The 13,746-nt window shown below is 59.0% G+C and carries 15 protein-coding genes; 4 read left to right on the top strand and 11 right to left on the bottom strand.

Annotated features, from left to right (window positions below; all coding sequences use genetic code 11):
* Positions 1-36 precede the first annotated feature (36 nt).
* Together HYP802_RS0107380 and HYP802_RS23795 are read right to left on the bottom strand one after the other, a co-directional pair.
* Positions 37-2,310, bottom strand: coding sequence for a glycosyltransferase (locus HYP802_RS0107380; RefSeq protein ID WP_013946535.1), 2,274 nt, complete (start codon positions 2,308-2,310; stop codon positions 37-39).
* Positions 2,235-2,645 (bottom strand): hypothetical protein, encoded by a 411-nt coding sequence (locus HYP802_RS23795; protein ID WP_013946536.1) that lies wholly within the window; start codon positions 2,643-2,645, stop codon positions 2,235-2,237. Before HYP802_RS23795 ends, HYP802_RS0107380 begins: the two co-directional genes overlap by 76 nt.
* 32 nt (positions 2,646-2,677) lie before the next feature.
* On the opposite strand from HYP802_RS23795, the gene HYP802_RS23560 reads away from it, so the two are divergent.
* The 3 genes from HYP802_RS23560 (at position 2,678) to HYP802_RS0107405 (ending at position 4,188) form a co-directional block, all read left to right on the top strand.
* A complete protein-coding gene (locus HYP802_RS23560; protein ID WP_155831185.1) occupies positions 2,678-2,821 on the top strand; it encodes a hypothetical protein in 144 nt (47 codons plus the stop codon).
* A gap of 174 nt (positions 2,822-2,995) precedes the next feature.
* A complete protein-coding gene (locus tag HYP802_RS22820; protein WP_013946538.1) occupies positions 2,996-3,817 on the top strand; it encodes a hypothetical protein in 822 nt (273 codons plus the stop codon).
* A 188-nt stretch (positions 3,818-4,005) separates the two neighbouring features.
* Positions 4,006-4,188 carry a hypothetical protein gene (locus HYP802_RS0107405; protein ID WP_013946539.1) on the top strand — a complete coding sequence of 61 codons (183 nt, stop codon included), beginning with the start codon at positions 4,006-4,008 and terminating at the stop codon, positions 4,186-4,188.
* Between the two features lie 14 nt (positions 4,189-4,202).
* Here the strand turns inward: HYP802_RS0107405 and HYP802_RS0107410 are convergent, their stop codons facing one another.
* The 7 genes from HYP802_RS0107410 to HYP802_RS0107440 all read right to left on the bottom strand — a co-directional run bounded on the left by HYP802_RS0107410 (position 4,203) and on the right by HYP802_RS0107440 (position 9,812).
* Entirely contained in the window at positions 4,203-4,874 is a 672-nt protein-coding gene (locus HYP802_RS0107410) for a class I SAM-dependent methyltransferase (protein ID WP_013946540.1), read from the bottom strand.
* Between the two features lie 7 nt (positions 4,875-4,881).
* Entirely contained in the window at positions 4,882-6,126 is a 1,245-nt protein-coding gene (locus HYP802_RS0107415; RefSeq protein WP_013946541.1) for a DUF3419 family protein, read from the bottom strand.
* A gap of 48 nt (positions 6,127-6,174) precedes the next feature.
* Complete coding sequence (locus HYP802_RS0107420) at positions 6,175-6,981, bottom strand: UDP-2,3-diacylglucosamine diphosphatase (RefSeq protein WP_024275462.1); 807 nt, start codon at positions 6,979-6,981, stop codon at positions 6,175-6,177.
* A 272-nt stretch (positions 6,982-7,253) separates the two neighbouring features.
* On the bottom strand, positions 7,254-7,487 hold the full coding sequence (locus HYP802_RS0107425) for a hypothetical protein (protein ID WP_013946543.1): 234 nt from the start codon (positions 7,485-7,487) through the stop codon (positions 7,254-7,256).
* 94 nt (positions 7,488-7,581) lie between these two features.
* Positions 7,582-8,838, bottom strand: coding sequence for a CCA tRNA nucleotidyltransferase (locus HYP802_RS0107430; RefSeq protein ID WP_013946544.1), 1,257 nt, complete (start codon positions 8,836-8,838; stop codon positions 7,582-7,584).
* 18 nt (positions 8,839-8,856) lie between these two features.
* Entirely contained in the window at positions 8,857-9,159 is a 303-nt protein-coding gene (locus HYP802_RS0107435) for a DUF6111 family protein (protein WP_013946545.1), read from the bottom strand.
* The gene (locus HYP802_RS0107440) at positions 9,156-9,812 is read right to left on the bottom strand and encodes a CoA pyrophosphatase (protein WP_013946546.1); all 657 of its coding nucleotides are present in this window, start codon (positions 9,810-9,812) and stop codon (positions 9,156-9,158) included. The genes HYP802_RS0107435 and HYP802_RS0107440 overlap by 4 nt, the downstream gene beginning before the upstream one ends.
* A gap of 119 nt (positions 9,813-9,931) precedes the next feature.
* Between HYP802_RS0107440 and HYP802_RS0107445 the strand changes: the two genes are divergently transcribed.
* Positions 9,932-11,176, top strand: a complete 1,245-nt coding sequence (locus HYP802_RS0107445; protein WP_155831186.1) for a hypothetical protein — start codon at positions 9,932-9,934, stop codon at positions 11,174-11,176.
* Between the two features lie 35 nt (positions 11,177-11,211).
* On the opposite strand, the gene HYP802_RS0107450 is transcribed toward HYP802_RS0107445, so the two are convergent.
* Together HYP802_RS0107450 and HYP802_RS0107455 are read right to left on the bottom strand one after the other, a co-directional pair.
* Positions 11,212-12,276 (bottom strand): alkene reductase, encoded by a 1,065-nt coding sequence (locus tag HYP802_RS0107450; RefSeq protein WP_013946548.1) that lies wholly within the window; start codon positions 12,274-12,276, stop codon positions 11,212-11,214.
* 169 nt (positions 12,277-12,445) lie between these two features.
* Positions 12,446-13,615 carry a DUF2235 domain-containing protein gene (locus HYP802_RS0107455; RefSeq protein WP_013946549.1) on the bottom strand — a complete coding sequence of 390 codons (1,170 nt, stop codon included), beginning with the start codon at positions 13,613-13,615 and terminating at the stop codon, positions 12,446-12,448.
* Positions 13,616-13,746: the final 131 nt, after the last annotated feature.

The raw sequence follows: 13,746 nt of genomic DNA on the forward strand, positions 1-13,746 counted from the left end.
GCTTTTTTGTGCGTCGAGAGCTTGAAAGGGGTTCGTTCAATTCGTTGAGAAGTGGCTCGCGAACCAATTTCCAAGCGAAGCAGACGAAAATTTTTCGAGGCCGTCATATGTTCCGATTACATGGCGTGCGTTCAAAATTTCCTCGGCTAGTTGCTCCGGAGGAATTTCACGATCGACGGCAATCGTGTGATCCGCCAGTGCTGGGTCGATGAGGTTTGTCGATGCAATTGGCTTCTTGCCAACACCGACGAGCTGGGCGAGGACACCCGAGCTTTCGCCATATTGGATCATGCGCAACTGAACAGCCACATCGACCGCCTTCATCCAACGATGCAATTCGGCGTCGTTCGGAGAGTCAACGATCTCGACGATGTTGCGATCTTCCGGGCTGATGCAGTTGCACGCATATTCGTTAGCGCGCCAGCCCACGATCGCAAGCCGCGCAGGCCGAGATCTATTTATTTCTCGAACGGCAGCAATGACGCGGTCCGTGCCTTTAATGTTATCTGGAATGCCAAACGTGCCGATGATCAGTTCATCTCGTCTGCGCGAGAACGGCGGGATGGCGTTAGCCTCGATGCGATCGATTGTATGATGGGCGATATCCACGCGTACATCGAATTCGCAAGCAATATCGTATTCAATCGCCTTTTTGGCGCGCTCGGAATTCACAACGATGTGTCTGATGCCAGCCCCGAGTATGAGCGGGCGAATTCCTCTCATGCCTACATCAGGGAACTCGTTATGGGTTCCGCAACTCTTCAGCTGCGCCAATGGATAGAACATCGAGAACAGCGTACGCATCGTCTCCAGTGATCGGCCGCAGTACCAGAACCAAATATTTTCCAATCGACCGTCGTGCAGGTAGACGGTTTTGGCGGCGCGATTACCTTTATGGTTCATGAGTGCCTGAAGTACCGGCAAATTGTGATGTGAATTACCGAGTACATAAACAGCACGGTCGTAGCGCTCGGCCTCATCGAGATCGTCGAACGCGCAGATCGGCCATAACGAAACCTGACGGCCCGCTATCTTCTGTGTCTCGCGTTCACGCAGAGACAAATCTTGCGGAGACGCCACATCCGTGAACAGGTCAAATAGGTCGGCGTCGCCAAAGACCTTCGCTGAATTCGTTGCAATTCCGCTTCGATCGGGTGGGGTGCAGCTGAATACAGCAACACGTCGGCTTTTCGATCTCTTGAGTTGTCGATCTGTGACGCGGATACGGAGCAACGTCTCGATCATGGTGCTCGCAGCGCGCGTCCAATTCACTTTAGAAAGTAATTCCTGTCCTGCGGCGATCGAACGGCTTCTCTCGTTTTCGTCATGGAGAAGAAGGTCGAGGGCCTTGGCTATGGACCGGGGATCGCGTGGATCGAACTGGTGCTCGGGCGGAACGAGTTCCGCCGTAGAGCTTACGTTCGATGCTGCGCAAGGAACACCCGCGGCCAAGCTCTCGAGGATTGGCAATCCGAGGCCTTCATATAACGAAGGAAATACGGTCATGCGGGCAGATTTTACAAGTCTGACGAGATCGTGCTCATCGACAAACCCCGTCATCGAGACGTCGGTCGGCGGCAAGAGAAGATCTTCGATCAATTTATCAAGTCGGGAGCGTGAGGGTTCGTGAATATTTCCGATGATAATGAGCTTTGCTCGAGACTCTGGTCTTATTTTCTTGAATGCAGCGAAGCCCGCAATCGCGCCATCGAGGTTTTTGCGGTATTCGTCGCCGCCGACATAAACAACGTTCTCAGTCGGCGGATAGCAATGCGCAGCCGACCATTTTGCAATATCCACGCCGCCGTAAATCACGGTTAGGGCGGTGGGTGCACAGCCTGCATACTTTGCGAAATCGGTTGCAGTCGTCACGCTGTTGCAGAAAGTGTGAGATGAGATTTGTGACGCGATTGTTTCGCCAAGGCGAAATAAATCGTGCAGGTCGGGCCTCGTGCTGAAATAGATATCAGGAAAAATATCTGGGATCAGGTCGTGGCCGATCCCGACAACCGAGCGGCTAATTCTTAGCGCTTGATGTGGCAATAAGAATCCAAGGCGTCCCTCGTGGTTGGCCCAGTTGTCCGGAAAATAGCTCGGCAGGCAGAAAAAATCGAAATAATCTTCGTCTATCGCCGAGAGTTCGTCGACGAAAATTGTCGATCTATCAAGGGCTGTCGCGCCGCGATCTTCGAGGAGCGAAATCTTCAATCGGCCGTCGACGCGCAGAGCGTCAATTAATCCAAATATGTATCGGCCGATACCGCGTCGACTTTGATGTTGAGCAAATCGAACGTCGAAGAGGAGGCGCATGGGGCAATCCTGGTGACGACGGGATGAAATTTTCTTGTCAATGCCATTAAGCGGACGAATTCGCGCTCCAGCTGCGCATTACGCGCTAAATTTTCAGCATGCTGTTGGGCATTTTCAAATGAGTGCGAAAACATGGCTACGCGCTTGTCGACTGTCCGCTCGATCTTTTTTGTGAGCGGCTTCAACAACCAACGTCGAAATTTTTTGGTAACCGGCATTTGAAAAACCCCCAAATAATATGCATTAGGCAGAATATCCGCACAAAGACTAAAATCCCGACGCGCCGAAGGCAAGCGGTTTAGAAAAAAACTGATGCAGTCTGGTGCGCGAGCCACTTGGCGCCGAACTCACGGCGCGTGGAGGGCGCATGAACGGGGATTTGGATACGGCGGCGCGAACGATCTGGGCGGTCTCTAAGAGAATTCCGAGCCTGCTCATGTCGGGAACGCCAGCGGCGGACGTCAAAACATCGAGCGGTCTATTCTTTGATGCGCTCATTACAAGCAAGTGACACCGAAGATATCTTCAGGAGAGCGGGCGCGGATCGAGGACGCTGAGTTGGGCTGCGGTAAGGTGCGCTCCCTCCAGCCCGATACAATTTATAGCTGTGCACAATCTGTCGCAGGCGTTCGCGTCGGCTCGAATTGCTGTACTTTATTACTGCGCATTACTGGAAAATTTGAAGATGAGCGTCCGCATGTTCAGTCATGCGCAGGCGAAGCGGAAACTTATTCTCAAAATACTAAGAAAAGGGAAGAAGATGTCGGCCGATATCCTGTCCAAGCTCAAGACCTTACACGATGACGTTCGTGCGCGCATTGAGGCGACGCCGGACTTCAAGGCCATGAAAGCCGTCGAGCGCGCGATCAGCGAGCTCGATGAAATTCTTGCTGTGCCAGTTGCCGCCAATAGCGACGCTGTGGAGGCCGAACCGGCCGAGGCAGCCGTAGAGGAGGCAGCATGCGAAGAAGCCGCTCCGGAGGCTGCTGCTGCTGCCGAAGAAGCAATGCCGGAGGAGGCTGCTGCTGAAGAAGCGGCGGCTGAACCGACGGTCGAAGACGTGGTTGAGGCCGCTGTCGTCGAAACCGCAGAAGCTTCGATGGAGGAGCCAGCCGCTGAGGCTGCGCCGGAGGCTCCTGCGGAGGCGCCTGAAGCACCAGTTGAGGCGGCGGCAGAGGAACCCGCAGCCGAAGCTACGGAAACGGCGGAGGTTGCGATCGAAGCGTCTGCCGAAGCTGAAGTGCCTGTCGCGGAGGCCGCCGAAGAAGCGGCTCCCGAGGCAGAGGCTGCTGCTCCTGAGGCTCCGGTGGGGGAAGCCGCTCCGGCAGCAGCAGAGGCGGCCGAGGCCGCACCAGCCGAAGAGGCTGCTCCGGAGGCAGACGCCGGCGAAGCTCCGGAAGAAGCGGCACCGGAGGCGCAAGACGATAAACCTGTTGCGGCCGCCGTCATGCCCAACGGCGCGGCGCATCCGGCCGAAGCACCGGCTGCCGCCCCGCCGGCGGAATAAATCGCAATCATGCGATTGTGATAATTACGAAAGCCCTGGTGCTCGCGCTGGGGCTTTTGCGTGCGGTGCGAAGTGTGGAACGCTCGCGCGTGGTTCCCCGATTGAGGCTTTGGGAGCGACTGTCACGCCCCTGGATCAAATCCTGGATCAACTGGGGCCAAACAAAAAAGCGCAGGGAGGCTTTTGTCATGAATGCCGTCGAAATCCATGATCATGCCCGTAAGCTTTACGACGTGCAGGGCGCCAAGGCGCTCGCAGAAGCGACGCAGATGGTTCGTCGCTATGAAAAGACCGGAGACGAGCGCACGGCAGAAGACTGGCGGCGCATCGAGCTGGCGCTCCGGCAGCTTCTCGGGCCTCGCGTCAGCTAGTTGCCGACGCGGCGTTACGAAAGCTTCGCACCGATGCAGACGTGGGCTGCATAATCGAAGCGGCCTTGGTGGAAAGCGGCGCTGCGGCCGCTGTGCCGGGCGACATCGCGCACGACGTCTTCGAGCTCCTGACGTGGCGTGACGCTGAATTTCGTCAGCCACGCGCGCATGCCGCGTCGCGCCAAGGAGGGCATGGTCGCCATCGTGCCGAAATCGACGATGTGCAGTTCGCCCGTTGGCGAGAGCTGTGAGACGGCGCGGGCGATGACGTCCTGCCAGGGCGGGATCATCGACAGTGCGTATGAAATGAAGATGCGGTCGATGTTGGCGATACCGAAAAGTTCGGACGCCGAGAACGTCGTGGCGTCTGCCTGGGCAATCGTGACGATGTCGCGAAACGGGCTGCGATCGATCGAGGCACGCGCCGTCTTCAACATTTCTTCGGAAACGTCGAGACCGTAGAACTTCGCAAGCGGATAGCGGCGCGCGGCGCGCAGTAGATTGCGGGCCGTACCGCAGCCGACTTCGAGCACCGTGCCGCCGACCGGAGGCGCAAGCTCGGCGATCATCTGATCGCGGCCGATCAGATAGTAGCGTCGTGTGAAATCATAAATGTAGCGTTGATGGCGATACATGCCATCCATGGCGCTCGCAGCGCTTTCGGTCATTGCGGCGGCGTCGCTCATAAGACGATCAGGCGTTCTTGATGTAGAGGTGGAAACCGCCGTAGATCGCCGAGCGATCCTTGGCGTGGATCTCAGCGGACTTGGCAGCGTCATAGGTCCACTGGCCGAGCGTCGCGTCGGCGACGCGGCCCGGCAGGATGCTTTCCTCGCCCGCGGTGCGGAAGATGACGCGGGCGCCGGGGCGCGCAGTGCGGGTGATTTGATCCCACAACGCATTCAAGGCTGCGTCGTCCATCCAGTCCTGGGCATCGAGCAGGATATAGCGATCGAGGCTTTCGGCCGGCTCGCCGGAGAGGAAGCGGATCATGTTGTCGTGAACAACCTCGACTCGGTTGGCGCGCGCCTTGATCGCCATGAAGTTCGCTTTTTCGAGATACGGTGGGCAGGGGCCTTCGCCCTGCGTTGCGTAGCTGCGGCCGAATGCCTGCCAAGCGAAATAGTTGTCTTTCAGATCGAAGCCCGTCGCCAGGCGTTCGGCGCGTTCCTTCAAAACGTCGGCCATCGTGCGAGCGCCGCTGCCGGAAAGCGCGTCATACTGCACCGGCGGAATGCCGAGGCCGAACAGCGACGCCCGGTTTGACGTGATCCAGCGCAAGACAGGATGGCTGAAGGCCGGTCCGATGTCGCGCGCAAAGATCTCGCGCTGCTCTTCGATCGAACGGGCTTCAAGCAGACGCTTCGGTTTGGCGCCGAACACGCGCGCAGCGAGATGGCCTGTCGCGATGAAGCGGCCGAGCAGCCCGAAATGATAGAAATTGCGCGCGAAGCGCGTGATGCGGCGGCGGCCCGTCAGCTCGCGGCCTTCCCAATAGGCGCGGGTATCGGCGTCGAGATGCGGCGCGATGAGATCGTTATAGAGGGCGACGTTGCGGCGGTCGTTGGCGGCGCCGAAGAAGCGATAGAACGTAGCGTGGTTCGGCAGATGCTGAGCTGCGGCGACCTTCAGCTTGAGCAGCGCGATGTGCGTGGCGTTGAGATCGACGGCATAGATGCGCGCCGGATTGGCCGACAGGTAGCTCATGACATTGCAGCCGCCGGAGGCAATCGTCATGATGCGCGTTTGCGGGGTGATTTCGAGCGCGTCCATGTCGGCGCGCGGATCTTCCCATATCTGCGGGTAGACCATCGAACGGAAGGCGAAGGTGAAGGTGCGCTCAAGGATACCGGCGAGGCTCAGCGCACGGTTCTGGTGCACAGCTTCGCTCAGAAGATCGATGCTCGTCGGTTCGAGGGCTTTAGCGGTCGCGTTCACGTGGGATACTCCGTTCGCCGGCTCGCTTTTCGTCCGGCATAATTGCCGTTAAGCGGCTTCAATCAACCAGCGGCCGGAAGGTGCCTGTGAGGCGCGCGCGGCCAAGTGCTCTTTCCAACGAATGATTTCAAATTGGCCGTCGAAGCGTTCGCCGATGGCGGTGCAGCTTTCGACCCAGTCGCCGCAGTTCATGTAGTGAATGCCGTCGATCTGGCGCGAGTTGGCGTGATGGATGTGGCCGCAGATAAGACCTTGCGCCTCACGGCGCTTGGCCTCGCCGGCCAGCGCGTCCTCGAATTCGCCGATGTAGTTCACGGCGCTTTTCACTTTGTGCTTCAGAAAAGCCGAAAGCGACCAATGACCGAGGCCGAACATGCGGCGAGCAAAGTTCAGCGGCACGTTGAGCGCGAGAGCTGCGTCATAAGACCGGTCGCCGAGAAATGCGAGCCAGCGGGCGTAGCGCACGACGACGTCGAATTCGTCACCGTGCAGAATGAGATAGCGCTTGCCGTCGGCGGCTTCATGGATGGCATCGCGGCGGATTTCGACGCCGCCGAAATTCATGCCGGTATAGTCGCGCAGGCCGTCATCGTGGTTGCCCGGAATGTAGACGACGCGGGTGCCTTTACGCGCCTTGCGCAGAAGCTTCTGCAAAACGTCATTGTGGCTCTGCGGCCAATAAGGACCGCGGCGGACTTTCCAGAAATCGACGATATCGCCGACGAGGTAGAGGTTCTGGCATTCGACGTATTTCAGAAAGTCGAGAAGAGCAGTCGATTGGCAATTGCGCATTCCGAGGTGAATGTCGGAAATAAAAACGGTTCGGTAGTTCAATTCCGGATTTGGTGCGCTCAAGGTCGGCCCCCAGTCAGTGCGCTTCCCATAAATGCGTCTATGCATTTCATGTAAAACGTAGGACGGGATTCATGTAACAGGCGTATGACGAACGCCTGCGGCCGGTAGTGTTGAGTGTAAGAAATCGCAGCTATTTATGGGTTTACCAACAGCGCGAGGCGGCGCGCGCGAGATATGCCGGCGGTTTCGATCGCCGCAAAAGTGTCATATGGCGAATATGCCACACACTGATGATTGCGCTGCCATCCACGCGACGGCAGCGCAATTTCGTATCAGTATTCGATGCGCTGAAAGATATGCTCCCAGGCGTAGAGCAGAATGGTGTCGACAGCGCCAACTAGAAGAAACGCCAGCGCAATCGGTGATGTCGAATTTTCGGGAAGGCCCATATCGACGCCCCTTGTCGATACGGCCAATGCTGCAGTCAGACTGAGAAGAGCGAGAACGGCGAAGACGATTTGAACGAACTTGAGCGAACGTTCACGCTCACGGCCGATGCTGTCCATCAGGGTGTCTCCTCAACGCGATACAAATGGGTGAACCCCGGAGAGAGACTTTAGTCGGAGCATAAGCAAAGGTGAAGTGAAATTTAATGATTTGTTAAGTAACAGCTTCGCGCGCCAGCTCTTTAAGCATTCTGCTTTGACGTTCAGCATCGGCGGGAAAATTCTCCGAGATCCACCAGCGCTCGAAGGCACTAAGGATGCCGCCGACTTTCGGACCTGGTTGAATGCCGAGTGCAAGGACGTCGTTCCCGGTGAAGGGCATGACCGGAATTTTCCAGCGATCGGCGAGTAATGCGCGGGCGCGCCAGCGCGGATCGGTGCTGGGGGCACCAGATTGTGCCCAGGCAAGGCGGACGGCGCGCGCGAAGGCATCGGCGCCGAGCCTGTAAAGTGCAGCTTGTGCAATCGCTTCGGACGTTTCCGGGGCGATGCCGGGATCGCCTGCGGATGCGCTTTTGAGACGCTCGGCTTCGGCATTCGAGAGCCGAAGCTCGCGGCCGAGAAAGGCTGCATCTTCCGGATTGTTGACGGCAAGCGCGGCAAGGCGCGCGAGCGCATCGGGTGGCTCGCCCAGTGCGGCTTCGATCGCAACGAAGCGCGCAAAGCGGTCAGGTTCGAGGCGCGTCCTGACGACAAGCTGAAGGATGCCGCTTTTTTCCATGGCGTTGACGACATCGACGGCGTTCAGCGCTGCGAGCAGTTTCAGCATTTCGGCGCGGACGCGCTCAGCGGAGAGCAGCGATAGTCCGTCTTTCAAGGCATTTGCTGCCGCCAGCCCTGCGGGATCGAGCTGGCCCTTTCCGTATTCGGCGCTGAAACGGAAGAAGCGCAGAATGCGCAGGTAATCCTCGCGGATGCGTGCCTCGGCATCGCCGATGAAGCGAACGCGACGTTGGCGTAGATCATCGAGGCCGCCGACGAAATCGTAGACGATGCCGTCGGCCGAGCAATAAAGCGCGTTGATCGTGAAGTCGCGGCGGGCGGCGTCTTCTTCCCAGGAGGTGGTGAAGGTGACGACGGCATGACGGCCGTCCGTCTCGACATCGTGGCGCAACGTCGTCACTTCAAAGGATCGCTTGTCAGCGACAACGGTAACGGTGCCGTGGTCTATGCCAGTCGGATATGCGCCAAGACCGGCATTGGCAGCGAGGCGCATGACGTCGGCGGGCAGAGCTGTCGTTGCGATGTCGATATCCTTGACGGGGCGGTTGATCATTGCGTTGCGCACAGCGCCGCCGACAACGCGGGCTTCCGCCCCGCCGGCAGAAAGCGCGGCGAAGACCTTTGCAAGCGCCGGGGCTCGTAGCCATTCGGCACTCATGCGGGTCGATTTGATGGCTGTATCAGTCATGCCGTTTCAGTCCTGCAATCACGGCTTTGCCGTCGGGGGCAGCGTTTTCGTCTCGTGAATGCTGCGCGCCGGTTCGAGCTTCCCGTCGACGACGGAGGCGGGCACATAGACGTCGTCGGGGCTGTTATAGGTGCGGGACGAAAACACGACGAGCGTCGCGAGCATCACGGCAGCGCCGGCAAAGAAGAGACGGATCAAGGGGGCACGGCTCAAGACCGTCATCAGGCCAGGCCATTCATCTTCGGAGAATGCAATCCAGGCGATGTAGAGGAACGTCGGCAGCAGGAAGAAAAAAATATTCTCGGTAACGATGCGGATCATGTGCTGAACAGTCTCCGATAGAGCGTGCGGATTATTCCCGCTGTCGCGCCCCATATATAGCGTTCACCGTAAGGCATCGCATAGAACCTGCGTTCTGCACCGCGCCAGACGCGACTGTGGATCTCGTGATTGGCTTCGTTCATCAAAAAGGCAAACGGAACCTCGAAAACGTCGGCGACCTCGTCCGGATTGGCCGTAAGCGTGAAGCCCGGACGTACGAGCGCGACCGAGGGCGTGATGATGTAGCCGGTGCCGGTGCGATAAGGCGAGAGATAACCGACCGGCTCGATGAAAGCCGCATCCAGGTTAATCTCTTCGCGCGTCTCCCGCAGCGCAGCAGCGAGAGGCGTTGCGTCTTGCTGCTCGACTTTCCCGCCGGGGAAGGCGATTTGTCCGGCGTGCGAGGGCAAATGGTCCGTTCGTGCCGTCAGCAGCACGGTCAGAGGCTCACGGGCGACGATGGGTACCAGGACGGCTGCGTGGCGCAGGCCAGCGGAAAATGGACCGAGGCCGGGGTTCAGATCGTCATCGCCAGGTGACTGCGGTTCATTCAGTTCAGGCGGGCTCGCAAGCAGCCGCGCACGTGCCAGGCGCTCGAAATCGGCAGCCTCGATATCCGGCGTTGCCATATTGGAGGCAGAAAGCGGGTTCATTTCGCAACCTGGCAGAAATTGAAGCGTGACCGTCCTGGGGTGGCCGGGGGCGGCTGAATCACGCTATTTTTGATTCGTCATTTAACTTGCGTCGTGTTTAGGGGCAGATGGGACTGCGCGTGGCTTACTTACGTATGACATCGCCGTTTCGGAAGCAGGGCATTTCGGCGCCCGCCCTGGCGCTCACGCTGGTTTGCCTCATGGTGCCGATCGCGCCGCCGCGCGCGACCGCGATGTCGACCATCGATTTTCTGACGTCGCTGTCCGATAGCGAGATAGAAGCTTTTCAAGTCTGGAAGACGGCGCGACAGAATTTCGAAGAGAAGCTCGATGCCTACTGGGATGCGGTCGAGCAGAAGCGAACTCTTCGCAAGCGTAAACGCGCAAAGGATATTCCGTTTTCGGCAAACGACTACGTGATGAGCTTTCCGCCAAAGTATGGAGGGCCGTCGCTGTCAGGTTCGCTCGCGTCGAAATATGGCCGATTCCTGGATGCGCAGCGGGAGGCCAACCCGTCGCCAAGCCGGGAGCTGGCAACCATTCCCGACTACCTCGCGGCCGCGAAGCGCGTCTACAACTTCGTGCCCGAACGCGTGACGGAAAAAGAGTTCAAGCTGCGCTATGCGTCAGAGGCTGCGGCCCTCGGTCTGTCGAAGGAGCAGGTGGTGCGTGTCTACGCGCTCGAAACGGGTGGCGTCGGCACCTACGATACGCAGGCCGGAATTCATCCGATCAAGAAGACAGGCCGCGCCATTTCCAGCGCCATTGGCTATGGCCAGCTTCTCGATGCCAATTCGATCAATGAACTGGCGCGCAGCGGGCCGACATTCATTCGGCTGCTGACTGCGAGATATCATGATCCGCGCAATTCGCCGGCCCGAAAAGCGCTGCTGCGGCACAAGCTGGTTGTGCTGAAGAAGATGTACGCGAACGTCAAGCATCAGCCGTTCGAATGGCATGTGCAGCAGGCCTATGCCAAGACGCAGGCGGGTATGGGTATTCACACTCTGAATATCGACGGTGACATTGGGCCGATGCTGCAGGCGATGAAGCTCAAGACACTGCAGGATTTGGCCGCCAAGAATGGACGGCGTTCGCTGTCGGGCGCCGAACTCGAGCTGATGAATCTCGCGGGGCCCGTCACGGGGCTCGAGATGATGGATGGAGCGGGATCACGCGCGCCCACGTCGAACTTCTTTTCGCGGCGGGCTTATTACGTGAACAAGATGGTGATGGGTTTGACCGGCTCGCAGCTTCAGGCTGAACTCGACCGGCGCATGACGCACGCGCTGACGACGCCGGGTTCATTGGAATTCGCGAATGCCTTCGACGCAGTCGAGGCGCGGCGGGAGGCCGAGCGCTGAGCGCACGGCCTCCGTTCAGTCACGCATAAGCGTCGTTACGCGTTTTGCGATTCAAGTGCGGGATAGTCGGTGTAACCCTTTTCCGTACCGCCATAGAACGAGTCCGGATCAGGCGGATTCAACGGCGCATCGAGCTTGAAGCGCAGCGGCAGATCGGGATTGGCGATGAACACCTTGCCGAAAGCGACGGCGTCGACCGTTCCGGCCTCGATGGCGGCCTGCGCCGTTTCCTTGGTGAATTTCTCATTGGCAATTAAGACGCCGCCGAAACGCTTCTTCAACTCGGGGCTGATAGAGTCCGGTCCCTGATATTCGCGCGTGCAGATGAACGCGATCTTGCGCTTGCCGACTTCTGTCGCGACGTAGCCGAATGTTTCGAGCGGGTTGCTGTCGCCCATGTCTTGCGAGTCGCCGCGGGGCGCGAGGTGGAGACCGACGCGGTCGGCGCCCCAGACTTCGATGCAGACATCGACGACTTCAAGCATCAGGCGGGCGCGGTTTTCGATCGAGCCGCCGTAGGCGTCGGTGCGCTTGTTGGTCTTATCCTGCAGGAACTGATCGAGCAGGTAGCCGTTGGCGCCATGGACTTCGACGCCATCGAAGCCCGCGCGTTTGGCGTTCTCAGCGCCGCGGCGATAGTCGGCGATGACGCCTGGGATTTCGCTCAATTCGAGGGCACGGGGCGTCACGTATTCTTTCTTCGGCCGCACGAGGCTGACGTGGCCTTTCGGTGCGATGGCGCTGGGCGCAACGGGAAGCTTGCCGTCGAGATATATTGGGTCGGAGATGCGTCCAACGTGCCAGAGTTGCAGCAGGATGGTTCCGCCTGCCGCGTGGACTGCGTCGGTGATTTTCTTCCAGCCCGCGACCTGCTCTTCCGACCAGATGCCGGGCGTGTCGGGGTAGCCGACGCCCATCGGGGTCACGGAGGTGGCTTCGGTTAGCATCAAGCCTGCCGAGGCGCGCTGGACGTAATATTCAAGCATCATGTCATTCGGCACACGACCAGCGCTGGCGCGGCAGCGCGTAAGCGGAGCGAGGACGACGCGATTCTTCAGCGAGAATGCGCCTGCTTTGAGCGGATCGAACAGAGTTGTCATAGGGGATTTCCCGAAGTTTGCCGGCAAGGAACAGTCGAGAGGGTGCATCTAGTTCGATAGAACTGAACCGGTGAACATGTGGCACGATCTATCTGGCGGACAACTGCGGCTTTCGACCGCCCCAGGCGGTGGAAGAGCCAATGTTCTTGTTTTGGCTTCCTGCCGGCCGTCACGCGGCCCTGTCGCTTGCTGCGCCGGGGATTGTTTCGACACCAGATTCATCAGGCCCGGTAGCGGCTCGCTGTGCAAGGGCGGCCGGTTCATAGGTGATATCCCGGACGGTGCCGTTGCAGGCTTCTTTCACGGTTCGTCCGAGACGCAAAAGCACGCTCTCGTGGATTTTTTCGTTGAGCGAAATCAGGTCGCGTCCGATTTTGCCGGTGCGCCGTTTGCTGGTTAATGGCTGATCTTCGAGGCTCTGCTGAATCGCACGGTTTGCGGGCATCAATCGGCTGAAGGCGTATGGCCAGCCGGTTGCTGACGCATGCTGCAAGCCGAGGTGATCAGGTTTGCTGTCTCGGCGCAGCTTATCGATGTCGATGGCGAGGCTCGTCTTGGCCTGAATGCGTTCGGCCATCCAGAGCAGTGCGATGTCCGAGAGAGCCGTTTCCGGCCAACCACCTCCGACGTCGGCGTGCGTACCGGCAAACCACATCTGCTCGACGTGCTGGCGCGATGGCAATCGGCCATCTTCGGGATAGGTCATAAGCGTCGGGCGGAACGGGCTTCGCGCTTCGTCGATCGACAGCGCATGCAGCGCGACGTCGATGGTGTCGTGCAGCCGCATGTCGTGATAATCGAATTTGCGGCTCAGCCAGTCCCAAGATCGATACGGATTGCCGACATTGCCGACGGTGTCCCAGAGGCCGAGACAGCGAATGCGAACCGGGTAATGGCAGGCGGCGCCGATTTCTGCGATGGCGTCGAAATTACGTTTGCGCTCGGGCTGGCGATATATGCGCCAAGCGTCGTCGATTGAAAAATCGCTGCCCTTCTCCGCGAGGCCGAACAGAGTGATGAAACTTGCGAGGCTGCGGGCTTCGTAAGCGCCACGCGAAAATCCGAAGAGATAGATCTCATCGCCCGGCTCGTAAGCGTTGCAGAGAAACTGATAGGCCGCCTTGATGCGGTCGCCAATCTCGAAGCCGAGCGCGCCCTTGAGAAAGGCCAAGCCGTGATCTTGCGACGAGGCAATTCCAACGACATAGCGGACGAGTTGGCGGACGCCTCGATTGTCTTCGTAAAGGACCGCACGGCTGAGCTTGGCGACGTTCGTCAGCGGTGACGCGTCGTCATCATCGTTCCAGGTGCCGTCGAGCGCGCAGACGAGCCGTTTCATCCTGCCGTGCTCCCGAAGGCCTCCGCTGCCGAGACGAGGCATTCGCCCCGCTTTGCTCTCGGCGCGCATAAGGCCCGAGGGTTAGATCGCTCGGAGGTTATACGGACGCGTGCGGAAGGGTAAACCCATCG

The organism is Hyphomicrobium sp. 802 (assembly GCF_000526135.1).
Taxonomy (GTDB): Bacteria; Pseudomonadota; Alphaproteobacteria; order Rhizobiales; family Hyphomicrobiaceae; genus Hyphomicrobium_B.

Bases quoted from the DNA above. Each gene is read 5' to 3' on its own strand.
- HYP802_RS0107410 (WP_013946540.1), bottom strand. From the start codon at position 4,874: ATGAGCGACGCCGCCGCAATGACCGAAAGCGCTGCGAGCGCCATGGAT.
- HYP802_RS0107430 (WP_013946544.1), bottom strand. From the start codon at position 8,838: ATGACTGATACAGCCATCAAATCGACCCGCATGAGTGCCGAATGGCTA.
- HYP802_RS0107405 (WP_013946539.1), top strand. From the start codon at position 4,006: ATGAATGCCGTCGAAATCCATGATCATGCCCGTAAGCTTTACGACGTG.
- HYP802_RS0107455 (WP_013946549.1), bottom strand. From the start codon at position 13,615: ATGAAACGGCTCGTCTGCGCGCTCGACGGCACCTGGAACGATGATGAC.
- HYP802_RS0107435 (WP_013946545.1), bottom strand. From the start codon at position 9,159: ATGATCCGCATCGTTACCGAGAATATTTTTTTCTTCCTGCTGCCGACG.
- HYP802_RS23560 (WP_155831185.1), top strand. From the start codon at position 2,678: ATGAACGGGGATTTGGATACGGCGGCGCGAACGATCTGGGCGGTCTCT.
- HYP802_RS0107425 (WP_013946543.1), bottom strand. From the start codon at position 7,487: ATGGACAGCATCGGCCGTGAGCGTGAACGTTCGCTCAAGTTCGTTCAA.
- HYP802_RS0107450 (WP_013946548.1), bottom strand. From the start codon at position 12,276: ATGACAACTCTGTTCGATCCGCTCAAAGCAGGCGCATTCTCGCTGAAG.
- HYP802_RS0107380 (WP_013946535.1), bottom strand. From the start codon at position 2,310: ATGCGCCTCCTCTTCGACGTTCGATTTGCTCAACATCAAAGTCGACGC.
- HYP802_RS22820 (WP_013946538.1), top strand. From the start codon at position 2,996: ATGAGCGTCCGCATGTTCAGTCATGCGCAGGCGAAGCGGAAACTTATT.
- HYP802_RS0107440 (WP_013946546.1), bottom strand. From the start codon at position 9,812: ATGAACCCGCTTTCTGCCTCCAATATGGCAACGCCGGATATCGAGGCT.